The following is a 21643-nucleotide window of genomic DNA, read 5'->3' as shown; positions in this document are numbered from 1 at the left end:
AAAGTAAAGCAGGCGGCAAAAAGTAAGGTTCGGGAACAGGCAGTTTATCAAGTCTCTTTTGCCTCCGCCCCGCATCGGGTAACATGACCGCCGCCTCCCCCGGCATTCCGGGGCAGGGTCCGCGCCGTGTTCGCCCTCGGCGGATACGATGCATCGTATGAACAGCGCCAGCGCTCCGGGGGCCATGCAGCCGGCCTCGGACCTTGAATCAGGCCAGCACGCCTCCAATAAGGGCAGAATCCTGGCCCTGGGCTTCCTGGGACTGGGGCTCCGCGGCCTTCAACGCCGTGATGACAACCTTCGTCTTCACCGTCTACCTGACCTCCAGCGCCTTTGGCGGGGAAGATCAGGCGTCCGCCGTGCTCGGCGCTGCCCTTACCGTGGCGGGCTTGGCCATCGCCCTGCTGGCCCCCGTGACCGGGCAGCGTTCCGATGCGGGCGGCCGGCGGAAGCTCTGGTTGGGTGTGAACACCGCGGCCGTCGCCGTCCTGACCGCCTTGTGCTTCTTCGTGTTTCCGCGGCCCGAATTCCTGCTCCTGGGCGTGTCCCTGATCGCGCTGGGAAACATCTTCTTCGAGTTCGCCGGCGTCAACTACAACGCCATGCTCGCCCAGATATCCACGCCCCGGAACATCGGCAGGGTCAGCGGTTTTGGCTGGGGTGCGGGATACCTGGGCGGAATCGTGGCCCTGCTGGCCGTCCTGCAGTTGTTCGTCCAGCCCAGTTTCGAGTGGTTCGGCGCGTCCACGGAGGACAGCCTGAACATTCGCCTGGTGGCCGTTTTCTCCGCCTTGTGGTTCTTCGTATTCGCCCTGCCCGTGCTGTTCGCCGTCCCCGAACTGCCCCGCACAGGCAAGGGCAGGCAACTGGGCTTCCTGGCCAGCTACGGTCTGCTGGTGCGGCGGATCAAGGCGATCTATGCCACCAGCCCGCACACCATCTACTTCCTGCTGGCAAGCGCCGTATTCCGTGACGGGCTTGCCGCGGTCTTCACGTTTGGCGGGATCATCGCGGCCGGAACCTTCGGCTTCGAGCTCTCCCAGGTCATCTTCTTCGCCATTTTCGGGAATGTGGTGGCGGCGGTGGGGGCCGTGATCGGCGGATTCCTGGATGACCGGGTGGGACCGAAGGCCGTCATCATCGGTTCCCTGCTCGGCCTGCTGGCCGCGGGCACCGTGATCCTGGTCCTTGGCAACGGCGAGTACGTCTTCTTTGGCATGGCCTGGGCAGGCAGCACCACGTTCTGGGTGTTCGGCCTTTTCCTCTGCCTGTTCGTGGGTCCCGCCCAGTCCTCGTCGCGCGCGTACCTGGCGCGGCTGGCACCACACGGCGAGTCGGGTGAACTTTTCGGCCTGTATGCCACCACCGGCCGTGCCGTCAGCTTCCTTGCTCCAGCCTTGTTCACCCTCTGCATTGCCGTTGCCACGCCGCTGGTTCCTGCCGGCGAGGCCCAGCGCTGGGGGATCCTGGGCATCATGGTGGTCCTCCTGGCCGGCCTGCTGGTCCTGCTCCCGGTGAAAGCGCCGGACGAGGCGCCGATCGCGGTTGTTCCGGCGGCCTGAATCCGGGCAGGACTTCCGGGCTCACTCGACCGCACCCCACGGGCGCCCCCGGAAGACTAGGCTTGAAGCATGAACGTGGATGAGACCAACCTTCCGGGCCTTGGCCTGCGGAAGGATTTCATGACAGCCTCCGGCCGCCGAATCGGCGTGGTGGAGCTGCGCGAGGGTCAGACGGAACTCATCATCTCCACCTGGGATGATCCCGATACCTGCCAGGCGTCCATTCCGCTGACCAGCGACGAAGCAGCCACCCTGGGCAACCTCCTGGGCGGGCAGCACCTGGCCATGAAGCTGACCGAAGAGCACAAGGACTACCCCGGAATTGTCACCCGGCAGTTCTCGATCGCTCCCGACTCCCCGTTCCAGAACCAGCCCATGGGTAAGGCATGCATCCGCACCCGGTGCGGCGTGTCCATCGTGGCCATCATGCGTGAAGGTGAGGTGCTCCCCTCGCCGGGCCCCGACGCCGTCCTCCACACCGGGGACCTGCTGGTGGCAGTCGGAACGCAGGAAGGTCTCGACGCGGCAGCCGATATCCTGCGCCACGGCTGAGTCCTATGGACCCGCTGGCCCTGACCCTCATTGAACTGGGGGCCGTTGTGTTCTGCCTCGGCCTGTTGGCCAGGCTGGCCGGACGGATCGCAATGTCACCCATCCCGCTCTACCTCCTGGGCGGGCTCGCTTTCGGCGCAGGCGGCATCGTCAAGCTTGAGGGGATGCACGAATTCGCCCACATCAGCAGCGAAATCGGGGTAATCCTGCTGCTGCTTATGCTCGGGCTGGAATATACGGCAACCGAGCTCTTCACGGGCCTGCGCCGGTCCTGGCAGGGCGGTGTGCTCGACTTGGTACTGAACTTCCTGCCCGGTGCCGCGCTGGCCTACCTGCTGGGCTGGGGCGGTGTGGGGGCCATGGTGCTGGGCGGCGTCACGTACATCTCCTCATCGGGAATTGCGGCCAAGGTCATCACCGACCTCGGCCGGCTGGGAAACCGGGAAACGCCCGTGGTGCTGTCCATCCTGGTGTTCGAAGACCTGGCCATGGCCGTCTACCTGCCTGTCTTGACCACCATCCTGGCCGGGGTCAGTTTCCTCGGCGGGCTCACCAGCGTGGGCATCGCGCTTGCAGTCGTGAGTGTGGTCCTGATGGTTGCGCTGCGGCACGGGCATCACGTGTCCAGGGCCGTCCACAGCGAGAACTCGGAAGTGTTCCTCCTGAACGTCCTTGGTGCCGCGCTGCTCGTGGCCGGACTCGCTTCAGCCATGCAGGTATCCGCCGCGGTGGGGGCGTTCCTGCTCGGCATCGCCATTTCCGGCGCCACAGCCCACAACGCCACCCGCATCCTTGAACCGCTGCGGGACCTGTTCGCGGCAATCTTCTTTGTGGCGTTCGGGCTCAACACCGATCCTTCGTCCATCCCTCCGGTACTGGGATGGGCCCTGGTGCTGGCCGTCATCACCGCCGCCACCAAGATGGTCACGGGCGTCTGGGCCGCGAAGCGTGCTGGCATTGCCCGGCGCGGCCGCTTCCGTGCCGGAGCAGCGCTGATCGCCCGCGGCGAGTTCTCGATCGTGATCGCCGGCCTGGCAGTGGCGTCGGGAGCGGTACCAAATGAACTTGCAGCCCTGGCAACGGCCTACGTGCTGATCATGGCCGTGCTGGGCCCGCTGGCGGCGCGCTACGTCGAACCTCTGGTCGGCGCAGCCGGCGGCGGCAGGCAGGGAGTTCCGGCGAAGGCGTAAGCGCGGTGCCTGCGGAATGAGGTGGCTGCCGGATCCGGAGCCGGCTAGATGCTGGTGCGGTGGAAGTTCAGGTGGCTGCGGCTTGCGGTGGGCCCGCGCTGGCCCTGGTAGCGGTTTCCGTACTCGCCCTGGCCGTAGGGGTACTCCGCGGACGATGTCAGCCGGAAGAAGCACAACTGGCCGATCTTCATGCCCGGCCACAGTTTGATGGGTAACGTGGCCATGTTGGACAGCTCAAGGGTGACGTGCCCTGAGAAGCCGGGGTCGATGAATCCGGCGGTGGAGTGCGTCAGCAGGCCCAGCCGGCCCAGCGAGGACTTGCCCTCCAGCCGGGCAGCGATATCGTCCGGCAGCGTGACGGTTTCGTAGGTGGAGCCCAGGACAAACTCCCCCGGGTGCAGGATGAAGGCTTCGTCCTCTTCGACTTCCACCAGCCGCGTCAACTCAGGCTGCTCCTGCGCGGGGTCGATGTGCGCGTACTTATGGTTGTCGAACAACCGGAAGAACTTGTCGATCCGCACATCCACGGACGACGGCTGCACCATCGCGGGATCGTAGGGTTCCAGGACGATCCGCTGGGAATCAATTTCGGCACGAATATCGCGGTCAGAGATCAGCACCGTCCCAAATTACCGTATGGCTTATCCACACCAATATTTTTCCGTTGTTGCTGTGGCCTCATGGGGCTAATGTTGCCTCAGATACTCAGGCGCCGGATGGTCTCCCGGATGGCCCAACAGAGCTGGGGATGTTGTGAATAGATTGGTAGCGCCCTCTTTCATTGGCGTGCTCTGCGCCCTGGCGCTGGCCTCCTCGTCAGCGGGCACCCACCCTGCTACGCTGCCGGCCAGCGACCCGGCAGTCGCCGCCGGTCCGCGGAGTGTCCTGCTGGAGCCCGCATTGCGCGGCGGCGGCGCGGGCGGTGCAGGGGACCCGTCAGCAGGATCACCGCTCACCCCTGCCGTGGAACCGGAGATCCGTCCGGCGTCGCCGGCCACAGCATCTCCCGCCCCGGAGGCGCCCGCCCCCACAACCTCGGGGACGGCCCCGGCCCCCGAGCCCGTGACGTCCGAGGCCACTGCCGCCGGCACGGCTGATGCCGCTCCGGAAGTTCCGTGGATCCCGCCGCTGTGGGCGCCGGATGAGGAACTGGGAAAGTCCGCACCGGCGCTGCCCGCCCCCGAATCCATGCTTGCCGTACCGAGTCCCGAAGCCCTGGTGCGGGATGACAACTCGGCCGCAATCCTCACGGTTTTCAACCGGATCAATGAATACCGGGTGTCCAAAGGCCTGGCGCCCGTGAAGTACCACCCCACAGTGGCGGGATTGGCGCAGGAGTGGTCGGACAACATTGCCTCACGCGAGGTCATCGAGCACCGTGCCAACTTCTGGACTGATCCCCGCGCCCTGAACCCCAACAATGGCGCCGGCGAAGTGATCGCCATCCGCACCGACCGGGATGCGGCATTGCTGGTGGAGTGGTGGAAGGGCTCGCCCGGCCACAACGCCATGCTGCTCGACCCCAGGTTCAACGTGATGGGCGCCGGCATCTCCTACACCGACCGCACCTACAAGATCTGGGGCGTGGTGAACTTCTTCGGCTACACCACGCTTCCGGCGGGCACCGTCAATTCGCCCGGCGGCGCCAGCAGCGGCGGCGGAGCCGCCCTGCCGCCTCCCGCTCCCACCATGTGCGATGCCACGGTGCGGCACATGCCGCCCACGCTGGACCTGTCCGCCGCAGCCATCACGGGCCCCGGAGACCTGGTCACTGTAGATGCCACGGGCCAACTCCTTGCCCGCACCTCGCTCGGCGCACGCTCCTACGGGTCTATAAGGTTGATCGGTTCGGGCTTCTACGGCGTCAAGGAAGTCTTCGTTACGGACTGGGACCGCGACGGGGCCTATGACCTGCTCACCCAATGGACCAACGGCAACCTGACTCTGCACCGCGGCATTGCCGCAGGCGGGTTCCAGGCACCGGTCACCCTCGGCGCCGGAGGGTGGGACACCCTGACCTTGGCCGTGGGCGGCTGGTGTGCCAATAACCGGATGCCCCAAATCCTTGCCCGGGATGCCGCCGGCAACCTCTACCTGTATCCCAACAAGGGAACCGGTGACCTCGCCGCACGGACCCTGGTCGCCAGCGGGCTGCCAGGCGGCAGGCTGGCCATGGTGGACTACGATGCCGACGGCTTCCAGGACCTGCTGGCCATCCGCACCGACGGAGCGGTTGTGCTGTACCGCGGCTGGGGAACCACGGCGCTGCGCGCCGAAGCCCGGCCCACCGTTGCCACCGGCTGGCAGGATGCCACGGGCGTGAAGGCCCTGCGGGACGTCACCGGGCTGAACTCAACCGGCGTGGCCCTCCGCCGTGCGGGTGACGTTGTCCAGTACTGGGACCTGACCGGTGGAAGCCTTGCCTCGGCGTCGAACATCGCAGGGCCGTGGACCGGCCAGCGGCTGGCCCAGTAAGCGGGCCCGGTAGGCGGACCCGGCAGACGCGACCAGCCGGGACCTAGACGGCGGGCTGGAGCTCCAAGACGTCCTTGAGCCGCTCCAGCTGGGCCACTTCTGCCCGGACGCTTCGCTGGACCATCTTGTTCAGCAGGCCCAGCCGGTCAAGGAACGCGAACCGGCCCTCGGCCTGCGCTTCAACCGCGAACCGGACCCGGGTTCCCGCCTCTTCCGTGCTGAGGTAGTAGCCGCCGCTGCGGTTTGCGGGGCCGGACAGGACCCGGAACTCGATTTCTGCGCCCGGACGGGCCTGGGTGATTTCTAGGTCAGCCGGGATGCTCAGCCCGGACCGGCCCGCGACCATCTGCCGGTAGACGGCGCCCTTGGCCTCAGCCGGGCCCTGCAGCAGCTTCACGCTGCGGACGCCCTCGCGCCAGAGCGGAAGATTGGTGGCGTCCAGCAGGTAGAGGTACACAGCCATGGCGTCACGCCGGATGAGGACCTCGTGTTCTGCGAATGCCATGTAAATCTTCCCGTGGTTGCCGTCGGCCTGCCGCGCTGGCCGCCTCCCCCTGACGCCGCAGCCTTCCGGTTCAGGTTAACCAGCGCTCCGGACCCGCACCTAGCCAGGGCCTGCGACGTTATTGAAGAGTTACTGGATGACGCCGGGGCCCACGGGACACGGCCAACAGCGCTCAGGGTTGGGCGGATTGAAGCTACATCTGCGCTAAGCTAAGTTCTGCCCCGCGCGAGCGGCGGCAGTGCGGCTGTAGCTCAATGGTAGAGCGCTAGCTTCCCAAGCTTGATACGCGGGTTCGATTCCCGTCAGCCGCTCCAGTTTCCCCTGTATTGCCGTGGCCGCGCACGGACCGTATTAGGTGCCGGGGTGTAGGGTCTGTAGTCAGGAACCTTTCGGTTCCGCTACAGGAGCAATCATGGCTGATAAGTCCCCGCGTCAAACGGCATCAAAAAAGTCCGGCAAATCCATCAAGGAAAAACGCGCAGACAAGAGGGCCGCTTCCGCGCCGGCCAGTTCCCTGGATATCCCCTCCGGCAAGAGCGCTGCCAAGAAGAAGTAGCCGGGAAACCGCCGGCTGGAAGCCGACCGACGGCCTGGAGCAGCTACCAAAGAATGCTGGCGTTTGCTTCAGGCTGCCGCTGTCCGGTCCACGATCTGCAGCGGCCGGCGCCGGTCCTTCAGGTCCACCCGGAGCGTGAGCGCTGCTTTCCGGGCCAGCAGGACTGACACTGTCAGCGCCGCGAGCGCAGGGGCCCCGCCCGAGACCAGGAGTGCGGCGTGCGGATCCGCGTGTTCGGCGATCCAGCCCAGCATCGGCCCGCCCAAAGCCTGGCCGCCGATAAGCACCATGATGTAGAGACTCATCACCCGCCCCCGGATCCCCATGTTCGAACTGACCTGGACCAGCTGGTTGGAGCCGGTGAGGAACATCAGGCACCAGAATCCTGACAGGACTATCGCGGCGCCGAACCAGGCCATGGATGGTGCCAGCGAGGCCAGGCAGAGCATCGCCCCGTACATGCCGGCGCAGAACACCACGGACCGCAGCCGCAAGCGCCGGCGGCGGGTGGACGCCACTGCCCCGGCCAAGGCGCCGAGAGCCACCAGGGCGTTGAGCAGCCCGTAGCCACCTGCACCCACCGCGAAGACGTTGTCGGCGAACGCTGCAAGCAGCACGGGCAGGCTCATGGCGAACACTGCAATGAAGCCAGCCATCAGCCAAGGCCAGAAGATGGTGGGCTTGCCCAGTGCGTAACGAAGGCCTGCCCGCAACATCCCCTTGCTCTTGGGCGCAGGGGCGCTGACAAACAGCTTGTCCTTGCGGAGGACCAGAAGCATCGCCACCGTGGAGCAGCAGGCGGCGGCGTTGGCAGCGAAAGCCCAGCCCGCACCGACGGCGGTCAGGAGCAGGCCGGCCAAAGCCGGGCCGATCAGGCCGCCCAGCTGGAAAGTTGTGGAATTCACGCTGATGGCATTCCGCAGGTACTTCGGACCTACCAGTTCGTGCACGAACACCTGCCGGGCCGGCTGGTCCAGGACGGTGACCAGGCCCAGCACCAGGGCGATCACGTAGACATGCCATACCTCGATGGTTCCGGTGAGTGCGAGGACAGCCAGCGTCGCGGCCAGGACCGCTGCCAGGCTCTGGCACAGAATGAGGATCCGGCGCTTGGCGAACCGGTCAGCCACCATCCCGCCCCACGGCCCGAAGAGGAGGGACGGCAGGAACTGCAGGGCAACGGTGATTCCCACGGCCGTTACGGAGCCTGAAAGCTGCAGCACCAGCCAGTCCTGCGCGATGCGCTGCATCCACAGCGCGATGACGGCCACGAAATGCCCCATAGCGAAAATCCGGAAGTTGGGCACTTTCAGGGAGATGAAGGTGTGCCGCCAAGGGAGGTGTTCGGCCACAACCGGGAGCGGCTGGGTGTGGATGTCCTCCATGGGAGGGGCAGATGCAGAACCTGCAGAATCGATGACGGGCTGGGTGACGGTTGCCGACGACGGCGGTGGGGGTGCCACAGTGGTGTCCTCAAATTGCGGGCGGGCTGGGATGTCCTTAACGCTAGGCTGGGCAGGAAGATTATGGAGGCGTATCGTGCCTATAACTCCCATTGCAGTACGTAATGCCAGTCAAGACTGATGGAGTCCGCCGTGTTTGAACCCGCCCAGCTGCGCTCCTTCCTGGCAGTGGCCGAAACGCTCAGCTTCACCAAGGCCGCCGAGCGCCTGGGCCTCGCGCAGCCCACCATCAGCCAGCACATCCGGAAGCTGGAGGCGGCAGCCAAGCGCGTGCTGATCGCAAGGGACACCCGTGACGTCCGGCTGACAGACAACGGGGATGCGATGGCAGGGTTCGCCCGCAACATCCTGTCCGCCCATGACGCCGCGGCGCGCGATTTTTCCGGTTCGGCGATGCGCGGCCGCCTCCGGTTCGGCACGGCGGACGATCTTGCCATTACCGGCCTGCCCCGGATCCTCCGCGAGTTCCGGCAGATCTACCCGCAGATCAACCTGGAGCTGACGGTGGGCCAAAGCGACCAGCTGTACCGAAAGCTCAACGCAGGCCAGCTGGACCTGGTGTTCGTGAAGTGGGTGGCCGGCGCCAAGGACGGCACGGTGGTGCAGCACGATTCGTTCTCCTGGGTGGGCTTGGAGCAGACCAGCCTGGAACCGGGCAACCCGGTCCCGCTGATCGCCTATCCCTCGCCCAGCCTGAGCAGGAAACTGGCCATTGATGCCCTCGAAGCACACGGCAGGACCTGGCGCATCACATGCACCACCCGCCAGATCAGTGGAGTCCTGGCTGCCGTCCGGGCCGGAATCGGCGTGGCAGTCATGCCGACGTCGCTGGTCCCGGAAGACCTGAAGATCATCACGCGGCGCTTCGACCTGCCCGCCGTGGGGACGTGGACTTCACCCTGATCCGCAATCCGCTGGCCAACTCGGAAGTCATCGATGCGCTCACGCAGTCCATCGTGGGCAGGACTATCAACCGCCAGGCCTAGGAACGGTACTCCCGCGGGGCCAAACGGCAACCGGAGCAATACGCCACCCCGTGAAATCTATCCATTGATGTCAGAACGTTACCTAATCTATGCTGGTCTCCCAGGGTCAAGCAGCTGGCCGGTTCTCTTACACGGGCGTGCCCTGAACAACAGAGCTTTCCGCCCGGGACAGGCAGCCAATGAAGACAGCCAAGAACACCCATTTCAGTGCGGCCCATGCACACCCGCACACTCCTGCGCGGCCCGCAACCCGCCAATCAATCCTCGGCGCGGGAGTAGCAACCACGGATTCCGGCTACGTGGGCAAGCCAACCTGCGACAAGTGCCGTACCGACGAATTCATCTACCTTGAGTCCTATATACCGCCCACCTACCGGCGCGACGGTGCAGTAGCCACCCTTGGGGAAGTGGCCTACACCTGCACCCGCTGCGAGGACTTCTCAGCACACAGCGTTCCCGTGACGTGGACGCCGCCCGGGTGGTACCTGGGCTGACGCCCGAAGGTCTCCTGCCGCGCAGCCAGCGCGGACACTGACAGCAAACAAGGCCGGGCGGCCACCCGGGAAGGTGGCCGCCCGGCCTTGTGTTTGCCTGCGCCTGGTTAGAGTTGCCTGCGCCTGGTCAGATCAGCGCATCCGAGAGGTGGTTCGGGGTGCCGAAGCGGTGTGCCGTGATGCTGACGGCCTGCTCGTGCAGGAACGGCAGCAGTTCCACGCGGCCCGCCTCCGTGACCGGGTGGGCGTACACCGCCAGGTCGGGGCGACCGCCGGTTGCCTCGGCGAGCGCGGACGCGTCCCCGCCGATCAGCCGGATGCGCGCTCCGGAAAGCTTGCCGGCGGAGGCAAGGCGTCCCGCGGAAGCCAGCCAGCCGGCGTCGGACTCTACAGTCACGTCGATGTCGAGCGCGGTAAGCACCGGGCGCAGCTGGGCGGGAAGTTCGACGGCGGTGGACACCGTGAGCTCCGATCCGGCCAGGACGCCGGCTGCCACGGTCCGGACCAGGTCCGCGAGCGCCGCCCCTTCGGACAGGCGGACGGTGACGGGCAGGCTGCGGTAGCGGAAGATATTGCGTTCCGCGCCCAGGCCGGACACGTCCTTGGCGGTGCCGAACTCCTCTGCCCAGGCCTCGGCGTCGGACGCCAGGGCACGCTGGACGGATTCAAGCCCGGCCGGCTCCAGGGCGGCGCCGGCGGCGTTGATGATGCGGCGGACACCCGGGTGGGTAACGGAGGCAGTCGCCGTGCTGCGTGCTGCAGCCCAGTCGCCCAGGCCGGCCAGGTAGTTGGGGCCGCCTGCCTTGGTGCCGGCACCCACTGCGGACTTCTTCCAGCCGCCAAACGGCTGGCGCTGCACGATGGCACCGGTGATGCCACGGTTGACGTAGAGGTTGCCGGCCTGGATGGAGTCCAGCCAGATGCTGAGTTCCTCCGAGTTGAGGGAGTGCAGCCCGGCGGTGAGGCCGTACTCGATCTGGTTCTGGATGGCGATGGCCTCCTCCAGGGTGTCCGCTGTCATCACGCCCAGCACCGGGCCGAAGAACTCGGTCAGGTGGAAGTAGGAACCGCGCTTGACGCCGTAGCGCACACCCGGGCTCCACAGCTTTCCGGTCCCGTCCAGCTTCTTTGGCTCCACCGCCCAGTTCTCGCCTTCGCCGAGGGTGGTCAGGGCGTTCAGGAGCTTGCCGTTGGCAGGCTCGATGATGGGGCCCATCTGGCTGGTGGGATCCTGCGGGTAGCCCACCTTGAGTGAGGTGACGGCGTCGATCAGCTGGTTGTGGAAGCGCTTGGACTTGGCCACCGAGCCCACCAGGATGACCAGGGATGCGGCGGAGCACTTCTGGCCGGCGTGGCCGAACGCGGAGTAGGCCACGTCCTTGGCTGCCAGGTCCAGGTCCGCGCTGGGGGTGACGATGATGGCGTTCTTGCCGCTCGTCTCGGCCAGCAGCGGCAGGTCCTTGCGGAAGGAGCGGAACAGCTCGGCGGTCTCGTAGCCGCCGGTGAGGATGACGCGGTCAACGGCCGGGTGGGAGATGAGCTGCTTGCCGAGCTCACGCTCGCCCAGCTGCACCATGGTCAGGACGTCACGGGGCACGCCGGCTTCCCAGAGGGCTTCGACCATCACGGCGCCACTGCGGGCGGCCTGCTTGGCCGGTTTGATGACGACGGCGGAGCCGGCGGCGAGTGCCGCCAGGGTGGAGCCGGCCGGGATGGCGACCGGGAAGTTCCACGGCGGGGTCACCACGGTGAGCTTGGCAGGGACGAACGTGGCGCCGTCGACCTTGTCCAGCTTGCGTGCGGACTCGGCGTAGTAGTGGGCGAAGTCCACTGCCTCGCTGACCTCGGGGTCACCCTGGTCGATGGTCTTGCCGGTTTCGCTGGCCATGACCTCGAGCAGGTCAGCGCGGCGGGCCTCAAGGACGTCGCCGGCGCGGTGCAGGATTTCGGCGCGCTCGTCACCGGAGAGCCCGCCCAGGCCTTGCCCTTTTCGACGGCGGTGGCGATCACCGTGTTGAGGGTGGCCTCGTCCTTGATGGATGCGGCGGCCACGGAGGCGTGGCCGAGGGTGGAGGACGGGATGCGGTCCAGGATGGCCCGGCCCCAGTCGCGGTTCGCGGGCAGGGACGGGTCGGTGTCCGGGGTGTTGCGGAAGCCGGTGTGCGGCATGGGAACGGGCGGAAGGCTGCGGTTCTGCTGGCGGTTGGCCGGCGGCACGCTGTTGTCCAGGGCTTCCAGGGAGGACAGGAAGCGCTGCTTTTCGCGTTCGAACAGGGCCTCGTTTTCGCTCAGTTCGAACACTGCGGACATAAAGTTGTCCTGGCTGGCGCCCTCTTCGAGGCGGCGGATCAGGTAGGCGATGGCGACGTCGAACTCGGACGGGTGCACCACGGGCGTGTAGAGCAGCAGCGAGCCGACGTCCTTCTTGACGGCCTCCGCCTGGCCCTGGGCCATGCCCAGGAGCATTTCGAATTCGATACTCCGCTGTGCGGTATCCGCGATGCCGCGCTGCTTGGCCAGCAGCCAGGCGAAGGCGATGTCGAACAGGTTGTGACCGGCCACGCCGATCCGGATGTTCTTGATCCGCTCCGGGTGCAGCGCGTAGTTGATGACGCTCTTGTAGCTGGTGTCGGAGTCCTGCTTGGTGCCCCAGGTGGCCAGCGGCCAGTCATGCAGGGAGGCTTCCACCTGCTCCATGGGCAGGTTGGCGCCCTTGACCACGCGCACCTTGATGGCAGCGCCGCCGTTGGCACGGCGTTCGGCTGCCCAGTCCTGGAGCCGGATCATCGCGGAGAGTGCGTCCGGGAGGTAGGCCTGGAGCACGATGCCGGCCTCGAGGTTCTTGAACTCGGGTTTGTCCAGGATCCGGGTGAAGACCGCGATGGTCATGTCCAGGTCCTTGTACTCCTCCATGTCCAGGTTGATGAACTTGGCTTTCCCGCCGGTGCTGCTTCCGGGGGCGGCGAAGGAGTTGGCGAGCTGGAACAGCGGGGTGAGCTTGTCGACGACGTGCTCCACGGCTTCGTCGAAGGCCCAGGCGGAGTGCGGGGCAACGGTGGAGGAAACCTTGATGGACACGTAGTCCACGTCCGGGCGGGCCAGCAGGGTGTGGGTGCCTTCGAGCCGGCGCGATGCCTCGTGTTCGCCGAGGACTGCCTCGCCAAGGAGGTTGACGTTGAGCTTGATGCCGTCCTTCCTGATCTTGGCGATGGCCGGGCCCAGCTTGGCGTCCGTGGCATCCACGATCAGGTGGCCCACCATCTCGCGGAGGACCTTGCGGGCGATGGGGATGACAACCTGCGGCATTACCGGGGCCATGGTGCCGCCCAGCGCGACGGCGCTGCGCATGTACCAGGGCAGGAAAGCCGGAACCTTGGGGGCAAGCTTGGCCAGGTTGCGGGCGGCGACGTTCAGGTCCTCGGGGCGGACCACACCGTCCACGAAGCCCACCGTGAACTCCAGGCCATTCGGGTCCTTGAGAACTCCGGCAAGCTGCTCGGCGGAAGCGTCCACCGGAACCTTTGCGGCCTCGGTCAGCCAGCGGCGGACCAGGGCCACTGCGTCGTCTGCCAGGGCCTTGGCCTGCGGGACATCGACGTCGACGGTCTGCGGCGCAATACGTGCGGCAACTGCCGGCTCCATTGCTACGTGGGTCATGGCTTTTCCCGTTCTTTCCTGGGGGTTTGGAGTGGTCTTATCCACCAGTATGGGCCTGCGTTCACATAAGATAAAGCGATGTTTTCCAACCAATACAGGTTAGAAAAGATGAAGCATTAAACCCCCGCCGAACTCCACCCTCCCGCACTTAATGCGGGAAAAACGGAAACGCCCTATCACCCTCCGCATGAAGGTGATAGAGCGTCCGTGTTTGAGCGGCAGTAAGTGAGAGAGGGAGCGTCCCCCGGGGCAGGTCAGCGGAGCGGGCGGTGCATCTCCACGAGCTCCTCGTGCCGCGGGCTGTCCGGGTTCATGAGGGAGTGCCGGCGGCCGTAGAAGAAGTAGATGGCCAGGCCGATGACCAGCCAGACGCCGAACCGCAGCCAGGTTTCCCAGTGCAGCTGGAACATCAGGAACGCGGACGCCAGCACGCCGAAGGCGGGAATTACCGGCATGAACGGCAGGCGGAAGGTCCGCGGCGCATCCGGACGCTTGTAACGGAAGATGATCACCGAAAGGCAGACGACGACGAACGCGGCCAGGATGCCGATGTTGGTGAGGTCCGCGACCTCCTTGATCGGGAACACGCCAGCCAGGAAGGCCGAGGCGACGCCGGCGATCCAGGTAACGCGCTGCGGCGTGCCGTGCCTGTCCGTCTTGGCGAACCAGCCGGGCAGCAGGCCGTCGCGGCTCATGGCGAACCACACGCGGGTGACGCCCAGGAGGAAGGTCAGCATCACGGTCAGGATGGACAGCACCGCGAACACCGAAATGATGGTGGCGATGACGGGCAGGCCAACCCCGGTGAAAGCCGAGGCGAATCCGGCCTTGGGGTCAATGTCCTTGTAGTTCTGCATGCCGGTCAGGACCAGGGTGGCGGCCACATAGAGCAGCATGGCGATGATAAGGGACAGGATGATGGCCTTGGGCATGTGCTTTTTGCCGTCGGTGGCCTCCTCGGCCGCGGTGCTCATGGCGTCATAGCCGAAGACGGCGAAGAAGACCGTGGCCGCGCCGGCCAGGACCGGGCCGAAACCGCTGGGCATGAACGGGTTGTAGTTGTTGGTGTCGATATAGAAAACGCCCAGGCCGATGATGAAGAGGATCAGGATCACCTTGATGGCCACGGCGACGAGCTCGAACCGCCCGAAGGCCTTAGTGCCGCGGGAGAGGATCCAGGTGACCAGGAGGCAGACGCAGGATGGCCGGGATGTTGACGATGCCGCCCTTGCCCTCGTCCGCCGTCGACGTCATCCAGACGGGCATGTTGATGCCGATGCCGGAGAGGAAGGCGTCAAAGTAACCGGAGATGCCGATGGCCACCACGGCCACAATGGCAATGTATTCCAGCAGCAGGTCCCAACCGATGAACCAGCCGATAATCTCACCCAGCGCCACGTAGCCGTAGGTATAGGCGGAGCCTGCGCGCGGGATCATGCCCGCGAATTCGGCGTAGGACAGCGCCGCGGCCGCCGAGGCCAGGCCGGCAATCAGGAACGAGAACAGCACCGCGGGCCCCACTCCGGGCGTGCCTTCGCTTCCTGCCGCCACCAGTCCCGCGAGGGAAAAGATGCCGACGCCGATAATGCCACCTACGCCAATCGCGGTGAGCTGCCACAGTCCGAGTGACTTGAACAGGCCACTGTGCTTGTTTTCTTCCTCAATGTCGTCAATCGGCTTGCGCCGCATGACTGACTGGCTCATATCTCTAGTGCTCATCAGGAACTCCTGCTTGGGGTGCGACCCCGCCGCGGCACGCCACGAAATGGCTGTGACGGGGGTAACTCGGTCCCAACAGTATGCAAGCCTCCTTGCATTAGATAAAGTGACTACTTCTAACCTATATTCGTTAGTTTCGGTAAGGATTCCCTCATGCTCGACGTCCGCAGGCTCCGGCTGCTCCGCGAATTGAGCATCCGCGGGACGCTGGCGGAGGTGGCGGACGCACTCCAGTACAGCCCGTCGTCGGTGTCCCAGCAGCTGGCCCTGCTGGAAAAGGAAGTGGGCGTCGAACTGCTCCGCAAGACAGGCCGGCGGGTGCAGCTGACGCCGCAGGCGGAGGTGCTGGTGGCGCACACGGCCCAGCTGCTGCAGACCATGGAGCAGGCGGAGGCGGACCTGGCTGCCTCCCTCACCACGGTCACAGGAACGGTCCGGATCGCCGTGTTCCAGTCTGCGGCACTGGCGCTCATGCCGGACACGCTCACCCGGATGTCCGCAGCCTACCCCGAGGTCCGGATCGAGATGATCCAGCGCGAGCCGGAAACCGCACTCCATGAGACCTGGGCGCGGGACTTCGACCTTGTCATCGCCGAGCAGTACCCGGGACACGCCGCGCCGCGCTACCCGGAACTGGACCGCATCAAACTGACCACGGACGCCATCCGGCTTGCCGTACCGCCGGAGTCCGACGGCGTCCCCGCCATCCGCGGGATCGAGGACACCGCGGAACTCGCCTGGGTCATGGAGCCGCGGGGGGCAGCGTCGCGCCACTGGGCGGAACAGGCCTGCCGCAGCGCAGGCTTTGAACCGGACGTGCGCTTTGAAACCGCAGACCTGCAGGCGCAGATCCGGCTTATCGAGTCCGGCAACGCCGTGGCCCTGATGCCGGACCTGGTGTGGACAGGCCGGGGCACCACCGCCAAGCTGCTGGAGCTGCCCGGCAAGCCGCACCGCACGGTGTTCACCTCGGTGCGCCGTTCCAGCGCCAAGCGTCCCGCGATCCTCGCCGCACGGGAAACCCTCGCGGCCGCCGCGGAGGCTGTGGCACGGCAGGCCTGACAGTGTTCCCTGCGTCACTGCGCCCGACCAGGCCCGGCGCTAGACTGGTCCCGTTATGAATCGAACAATGTTCAAGTCCAAAATCCACCGGGCCACCGTCACGCACGCTGACCTGCACTACGTAGGTTCGGTCACCGTTGACCTGGACCTGCTGGAGGCTGCCGACATCCTCCCCGGCGAGCTTGTCTCGATTGTGGACATCACCAACGGTTCACGGCTGGAGACGTACACCATCGCCGGCGAGCGCGGTTCCGGTGTCATCGGCATCAACGGCGCTGCGGCGCACCTGATGCACGAAAACGACCTCGTCATCCTGATCACCTATGCGCAGATGACCACCGAAGAGGCAAAGGCGTACGAGCCCAGGGTGGTCCACGTGGACGAAAACAATAAGGTGGTCCAGCTCGGCAATGACCCCGCCGAGGGCATCACACCCGGCCTCCTGCGCCCGCCGTTCGCACTGAACAACGCCGACTTCTAACCGGAGCGTGGTCTCCGGTACGCTGCCCCGCCGCACCCTGCAGGTTCTTCATTGCTAGGCGTGCTGGCGGGGTTCTTTGTGGTGTGGTGCATCATCCTGGTGGGCTGGTTCGTGGGCCGGCAGAAGGTGCTGGGGGACAACGCCCGGCCGGTGCTGAGTTCCCTCACCTTCTTCGTGGCCAGCCCCGCGCTGCTCTTCGAAACGCTGAGCAAGGCCCGCCTGCAGGAAGTGTTCGCCGCTCCCCTGCTGGTCACGGCGGTGGCTGCCATCGCCACGGCATTACTCTTCTTCACCATCGCCAAATTCTGGCTCAAACGTTCACTGCCGGAATCCCTGATGTCCTCCATGGCTGCCTCGCTGGCCAACTCCGCGAACCTCGGCATCCCCATCGCCGTCTACGTCCTGGGGGACGCGAGCTATGTGGCCCCGCTGCTGATCTTCCAGCTCGCCTTCTTCACCCCGCTGTTCCTGCTGATCCTGGATTCGAGCACCAGTTCGCACCGCACCACTTTCCTGAGCTTCATCTTCATGATCCTGCGGAACCCGATGATCGTGGGCTCCGCGCTCGGCCTGGTGGTTGCCGGCACCGGCTTCAAGGTCCCGGAACTGGTGATGGAACCCATCCACCTGATTGGCGGGGCCGCCATCCCTGCCATGCTGATCGCGTTCGGCATGAGCCTCAACGGGACCCGGCCGCTCCAGGCATCGTCGGAACGCCGGACGGACACACTGCTTGCCAGCGGTTTTAAGCTGGCCGTGCAGCCCGCCCTGGCCTATGTCTTTGCCCGCTTCGCCGTGGGGATGGAAGGGCACGCGCTGTTCGCCGTCGTCGTCACCTCCGCGCTGCCCACCGCCCAGAACGTTTTCGTCGCCGCCAGCCGGTACAAGACGGGACTTACGGTGGCAAAGGACACCGTGCTGATTACCACCGTGGTGGCCGTGCCTGCGATGATCGGCGTCGCGCTGCTGCTCACATGATGGGAGAAAACTGATGGGAAGCATCCTCGACACCGTGGTGATCGGAGGCGGGGCCATGGGCTCGGCCGCCGCGTGGGCATTGTCCCGCCGCGGCCGCCAGGTGACGCTGGTGGAGCAGTTCGGGCCGGGGCACGCCATCGGGGCGTCGCACGGCAGCACCCGGAACCTCAACCCCGGCTACCACCGGCCCGAGTATGTGGCGATGCTGGCCGAAAGCCTCGCGCTGTGGGACGACCTTGAGCAGGAAAGCGGCGACCAGCTGCTGTCACGCACCGGCATCGTCACCCACGGCCCGGAGCCGCTGCTGCCAGGGATTGCCGGCGCCCTCACGCAGGCGGGCATCCGCGCCGAATTCCTCCCCCTCGAGGAAGCGGCAGAGCGGTGGCGCGGGATCCGGTTCGACCAGCAGGTCCTGCACATGCCCGACGGCGGCCAGCTCAACCCCGAAGCCGCGCTTCCCGCCTTCCAGCGGCTGGCGGTTGCACGGGGCGCCGACATCCGGCACCACATCAAGGTGGTCGACTTCCAGGTGATGGACGACGGCGTCCGGCTGGTCCTCGAGTCGGCGTCCGGCACCGAGACGGTCACCGCCGCGCAGGCTGTAGTAACTGCAGGCGGGTGGACCGGGAAACTGCTGGCCGCTGCCGGCGGCGGGGCGCTTCGGATTCCGCGGCTCACCGTCACCCAGGAACAGCCGCTGCACTTCCGGGTTGCGGATGAGGGCGCCGTGTGGCCCGGCTTCAACCACTACCCCGGCACCGGTGCGGAGTACCAGGGCTGGTACTCCCCCGTGTACGGTATGCTGACGCCCGGCGAGGGAGTCAAGGCCGGCTGGCACGGCACGGGACCGGTGGTGGATCCGGACCGCCGGTCCTTCCAGCCGGAACCGGTTCAGCTCGCGGCGCTGCAGGACTACGCCCGGACCTGGCTGCCGGGGGTGGACGCGGATTCCTTCGAGGCGGTCAGCTGCACCTACACCACCACCCCTGACGAGGACTTCATCCTGGACCGGATCGGCCCCGTGGTCATCGGCGCCGGCTTCTCCGGGCACGGCTTCAAGTTCACGCCCGTAATCGGGCGGATCCTGGCGGACCTGGCCACCGGAACCCGGCCCGCGCCGGAGATCTTCCGCGCGTCCCGGTAGCCCGTCGGGCCACTGCTACTTCCTGCCTCCCACCGCATCCAGCAGGCGGGCGCAGCGGATAAAGCCCAAGTGGGAGTAGGCCTGCGGGTGGTTTCCCAGATGGGTCTCGGTGCCGGGATCGTACTCTTCGGGCAGCAGGCCGGTGGGGCCGAACAGGTTCACGAGCTGGTCGAAGAGGTCCCAGGCCTCCTCGATCCGCCCCACTGCCACGTAGGCCTCAATCAGCCACGTGGTGCAAATGTGGAAGCCCCCTTCGAGGCCCGGCAGCCCGTCGTCGTACCTGTAACGGAACACCGTGGGGCCCACCCGCAGCTCGCGCTCGACGGCGGTGACGGTGTCCAGGAAGCGCTGGTCCGCCACGTCCAGCAGCCCGGACAGGCCGATATGGAGGACGGCGGCGTCCAGGTCCGGGCTGTCATAGGACACCGTGTAGGACGAGGCGGACTCGTCCCAGCCTTCCCGGAGGACTTCCTCCCGGATGGCCGTTGCTGTGGGTTCCCACTCGGGAACGGGCACCCTGCCGTGCCGGGCGGCGGTGCGCAGGGCACGGTCAAGGGTCACCCAGCACATGACCTTGGTGTAGACGTGGTGGCGGGGCGCACGACGGGCCTCCCAGATGCCGTGGTCAGGTTCGTGCCAACGCGCCAGCACAGCCGAGGCCATCTGCACCATCAGGTCCCAGTGGCTGTCCGCAAGGTCCCCGTCCCGCTCACTCAGGGCGGAGATCAGTTCGGCGATCGGGCCAAAGACGTCCAGCTGCACCTGGTGGTCGGCGGCGTTTCCGATCCGCACCGGCCGGGACCCCGCATACCCGGGAAGGCTGTCAATCACGGCTTCCGTGGAGAGCGGCGCCCCGGTCACCGAGTACAGCGGATGCAGCCACTCGGGGCCGGGCGCGTGCTCCAGGATCCGCCCCAGCCAGTCCAGGAATCCCGCCGCCTCCCGGGTGGAGCCGAGGTCCACCAGGGCGTTCACGGTCATGGAGCCGTCCCGCAGCCAGCAGTAGCGGTAGTCCCAGTTCCTGGTGCCGCCGATGCCCTCGGGCAGTGAGGTGGTGGGGGCGGCGAGCACGGCGCCGGTGGGTTCGTGGACCAGGGCACGCAGCACCAGCGCGGAGCGGCGGACCAGCGAGGGTTTGACGGACGGCAGGTCCAGTTCCTGCACCCAGCTGCGGGAGTGAAGGGCAACGATGGCACGCCGGTCGATCTCGCCGTCGGAATCCGCCGGCTGCGGCTCGGTGTCACCGCAGCGCAGGTTCAGCACCACCGGCCCGTCCTGCAGGTTGACCACCGCGGTGGCCGTGGCGTGCCGCCCGTCGGACGTGACGGCAAACTGCACGCCCGGCGCGAAAAGGACGATGGGATCCGAGGTGCCCATCACGTGCAGTTCATCACCGCGGGCCTCCATGCTGAAAGGGGCGTTGGCATAGTCCGGCCGAGGGGCGAACACAATCCTGGCGGCACCGCTTCCGGACAGCACCCGGACCAGGCTGGTGATGCCCTCCGGCGCAGGCTCCAGGTAGTCCGTGACCGTCACGTCCGCCCACCGCGTCTCTACGATCATGGTGCTGTCCACGTAGCGTTGGCCCAGCACCTGGGAGGCCTTGACCGGCTCCACCGAAAAGTGGCCGGCCGCGTCTCCGCCGAGGATGTGGGCGAAGAGCGAGCCGGAGTCCGGGAGCGGATGGCTCATCCAGCAGATCTTTGCATCCGGGGTCACCAGGGCCGTGGACGATCCGTTGCCGATCATGGAATGCCGTTCCAGCCCCACGGCATCCTCGCCGAAGAGCCACGCCCGCCGAAGCTCGAACAGGATGGCAAGGACGCGCGCGAAGGACTCGGGATCGCGCAGGCGGTGTGCCGCGCGTGTCTCCCCCGGCCCGACCCGCACTCCCATGTCCGGGCCGCGGAGGGTGGCGATGGCCAGTTCGTCGCTGTAGGCGTCCCCCGCGTACAGGGCGGCGCTCGCTCCCAGCCTGGACCGCAGCGCCTCCAGCGCCTCGGCCTTGGACGGCTCCACCACGGACAGATCCAGGACCGAGCCGTCCACGATGAAGAACAGCCCGTGCGCGCGGGCCACTTCCCGCGCCGTCTCGGTGACGGCCTGCACCACGTCAGCCGTGGCGGGGCGGGTGTGGATGGAAACCGCCACCGGTTTCCGCTCCACCCAGATTCCCTTATGGAATCCCACTGCCTCGTTGACCGCGGTGGTGGCTTTTTGCAGGAGGGCTTCCGTGGCAAGGGGCTGGGCATGCGCAAACCCCATGTCCGCCTCAGCCCCGTGGGAGCCGATGAGGTGCACTTCCGCAGGCAGCCTGGACACGGCGGCCAGGTCGCGGAGGGAGCGGCCGGAAATGACGGCGGCGTGGGTGTTGGGCAGCGCCGCCAGCGCGCGCAGTGCTATCGCCGCGCTGCCCAGCGGAAGGGTCTCGGTGGAAATGCCCTCCGCATCGCACAGGGTTCCGCCGTAGTTGCAGGCCACCAGAAGGCCAGGCACCCGGGCCAGGATCTTGAGTTCGGCCAGCAGCGTGGGGGTCAGCCCGTCGTCGGCGGCCTCTGACTGCACAAAGGACCGGAGCAGCCCCAGCGGCAGGGACCGGGTGAGCAGGGCGGTATCGGCCACGGTCTGGTTCAACGGCGTCGGCATGGTGGCACCCCTTCGGCAGGACACCCGGAAAGGCAGCCGCCGGATGGCCGGAGGTTACCGGGTGGTGCCCCGCTCCGGAGCTGGAAGGATTCCGGAGGGGGCACTCCCCATGGTCCGCCCGGCCGGTTTCACCCGAAAGTCCCCACCATTGCGTATGTGTAAAAGTCCGACGG

At 66.6% G+C, this 21643-nt stretch carries 13 protein-coding genes, 1 tRNA gene and 4 pseudogenes; 12 read left to right on the top strand and 6 right to left on the bottom strand.

Annotation, left to right across the window (positions count from 1 at the left end; translation table 11 throughout):
• Positions 1 to 157: 157 nt before the first annotated feature.
• The 3 genes and pseudogenes from ACPEE0_RS00195 (at position 158) to ACPEE0_RS00185 (ending at position 3304) form a co-directional block, all read left to right on the top strand.
• Positions 158 to 1562: pseudogene (locus ACPEE0_RS00195) on the top strand (MFS transporter).
• Between the two features lie 69 nt (positions 1563 to 1631).
• Positions 1632 to 2114 (top strand): cation:proton antiporter regulatory subunit, encoded by a 483-nt coding sequence (locus tag ACPEE0_RS00190; protein ID WP_009358222.1) that lies wholly within the window; start codon positions 1632 to 1634, stop codon positions 2112 to 2114.
• Positions 2115 to 2119: 5 nt separating this feature from the next.
• Positions 2120 to 3304: a cation:proton antiporter gene (locus ACPEE0_RS00185; RefSeq protein ID WP_009358223.1), complete on the top strand. Its 1185-nt coding sequence runs from the start codon at positions 2120 to 2122 to the stop codon at positions 3302 to 3304.
• A 44-nt stretch (positions 3305 to 3348) separates the two neighbouring features.
• Here the strand turns inward: ACPEE0_RS00185 and dcd are convergent, their stop codons facing one another.
• Positions 3349 to 3924 (bottom strand): dCTP deaminase, encoded by a 576-nt coding sequence (gene dcd / locus ACPEE0_RS00180; RefSeq protein WP_009358224.1) that lies wholly within the window; start codon positions 3922 to 3924, stop codon positions 3349 to 3351.
• A 133-nt stretch (positions 3925 to 4057) separates the two neighbouring features.
• Between dcd and ACPEE0_RS00175 the strand changes: the two genes are divergently transcribed.
• Positions 4058 to 5779, top strand: coding sequence for a CAP domain-containing protein (locus ACPEE0_RS00175; protein ID WP_152419574.1), 1722 nt, complete (start codon positions 4058 to 4060; stop codon positions 5777 to 5779).
• A 43-nt stretch (positions 5780 to 5822) separates the two neighbouring features.
• Here the strand turns inward: ACPEE0_RS00175 and ACPEE0_RS00170 are convergent, their stop codons facing one another.
• Entirely contained in the window at positions 5823 to 6284 is a 462-nt protein-coding gene (locus ACPEE0_RS00170; RefSeq protein ID WP_009358226.1) for an SRPBCC family protein, read from the bottom strand.
• Between the two features lie 240 nt (positions 6285 to 6524).
• Here ACPEE0_RS00170 and ACPEE0_RS00165 point away from each other — a divergent pair.
• Both ACPEE0_RS00165 and ACPEE0_RS00160 read left to right on the top strand, forming a co-directional pair.
• Positions 6525 to 6598, top strand: a tRNA-Gly gene (locus tag ACPEE0_RS00165).
• Between the two features lie 98 nt (positions 6599 to 6696).
• On the top strand, positions 6697 to 6840 hold the full coding sequence (locus ACPEE0_RS00160; protein WP_009358227.1) for a hypothetical protein: 144 nt from the start codon (positions 6697 to 6699) through the stop codon (positions 6838 to 6840).
• A 68-nt stretch (positions 6841 to 6908) separates the two neighbouring features.
• On the opposite strand, the gene ACPEE0_RS00155 is transcribed toward ACPEE0_RS00160, so the two are convergent.
• Positions 6909 to 8303, bottom strand: coding sequence for an MFS transporter (locus ACPEE0_RS00155; protein WP_354175766.1), 1395 nt, complete (start codon positions 8301 to 8303; stop codon positions 6909 to 6911).
• Between the two features lie 132 nt (positions 8304 to 8435).
• On the opposite strand from ACPEE0_RS00155, the pseudogene ACPEE0_RS00150 reads away from it, so the two are divergent.
• Positions 8436 to 9289, top strand: a pseudogene (locus ACPEE0_RS00150) (LysR substrate-binding domain-containing protein).
• A gap of 179 nt (positions 9290 to 9468) precedes the next feature.
• The gene (locus ACPEE0_RS00145; protein ID WP_009358229.1) at positions 9469 to 9783 is read left to right on the top strand and encodes a hypothetical protein; all 315 of its coding nucleotides are present in this window, start codon (positions 9469 to 9471) and stop codon (positions 9781 to 9783) included.
• A 127-nt stretch (positions 9784 to 9910) separates the two neighbouring features.
• Here ACPEE0_RS00145 and ACPEE0_RS00140 read toward each other — a convergent pair.
• A pseudogene (locus tag ACPEE0_RS00140) lies at positions 9911 to 13440 on the bottom strand (bifunctional proline dehydrogenase/L-glutamate gamma-semialdehyde dehydrogenase).
• Positions 13441 to 13694: 254 nt separating this feature from the next.
• Positions 13695 to 15159, bottom strand: a pseudogene (locus tag ACPEE0_RS00135) (amino acid permease).
• 153 nt (positions 15160 to 15312) lie between these two features.
• On the opposite strand from ACPEE0_RS00135, the gene ACPEE0_RS00130 reads away from it, so the two are divergent.
• The 4 genes from ACPEE0_RS00130 to ACPEE0_RS00115 are packed head-to-tail and all read left to right on the top strand — an operon-like array spanning position 15313 to position 18824.
• Complete coding sequence (locus ACPEE0_RS00130) at positions 15313 to 16221, top strand: LysR substrate-binding domain-containing protein (protein ID WP_009358231.1); 909 nt, start codon at positions 15313 to 15315, stop codon at positions 16219 to 16221.
• A gap of 55 nt (positions 16222 to 16276) precedes the next feature.
• A complete protein-coding gene (panD, locus tag ACPEE0_RS00125; RefSeq protein ID WP_009358232.1) occupies positions 16277 to 16702 on the top strand; it encodes an aspartate 1-decarboxylase in 426 nt (141 codons plus the stop codon).
• A gap of 51 nt (positions 16703 to 16753) precedes the next feature.
• Positions 16754 to 17680, top strand: coding sequence for an AEC family transporter (locus ACPEE0_RS00120; RefSeq protein ID WP_035752904.1), 927 nt, complete (start codon positions 16754 to 16756; stop codon positions 17678 to 17680).
• A gap of 13 nt (positions 17681 to 17693) precedes the next feature.
• The gene (locus tag ACPEE0_RS00115; RefSeq protein ID WP_354175771.1) at positions 17694 to 18824 is read left to right on the top strand and encodes an FAD-dependent oxidoreductase; all 1131 of its coding nucleotides are present in this window, start codon (positions 17694 to 17696) and stop codon (positions 18822 to 18824) included.
• A 15-nt stretch (positions 18825 to 18839) separates the two neighbouring features.
• Here the strand turns inward: ACPEE0_RS00115 and ACPEE0_RS00110 are convergent, their stop codons facing one another.
• Entirely contained in the window at positions 18840 to 21470 is a 2631-nt protein-coding gene (locus tag ACPEE0_RS00110; RefSeq protein WP_354175773.1) for a trehalase-like domain-containing protein, read from the bottom strand.
• Between the last annotated feature and the right edge of the window lie 173 nt (positions 21471 to 21643).

It is taken from the genome of Arthrobacter sp. SD76 (genome assembly GCF_049726125.1).
GTDB classification, from domain to species: Bacteria; Actinomycetota; Actinomycetes; order Actinomycetales; family Micrococcaceae; genus Arthrobacter; species Arthrobacter nitrophenolicus.
The sequence above is the reverse complement of the archived record's forward strand: the minus strand, read 5'-3'. Positions and strand labels throughout refer to the sequence as shown.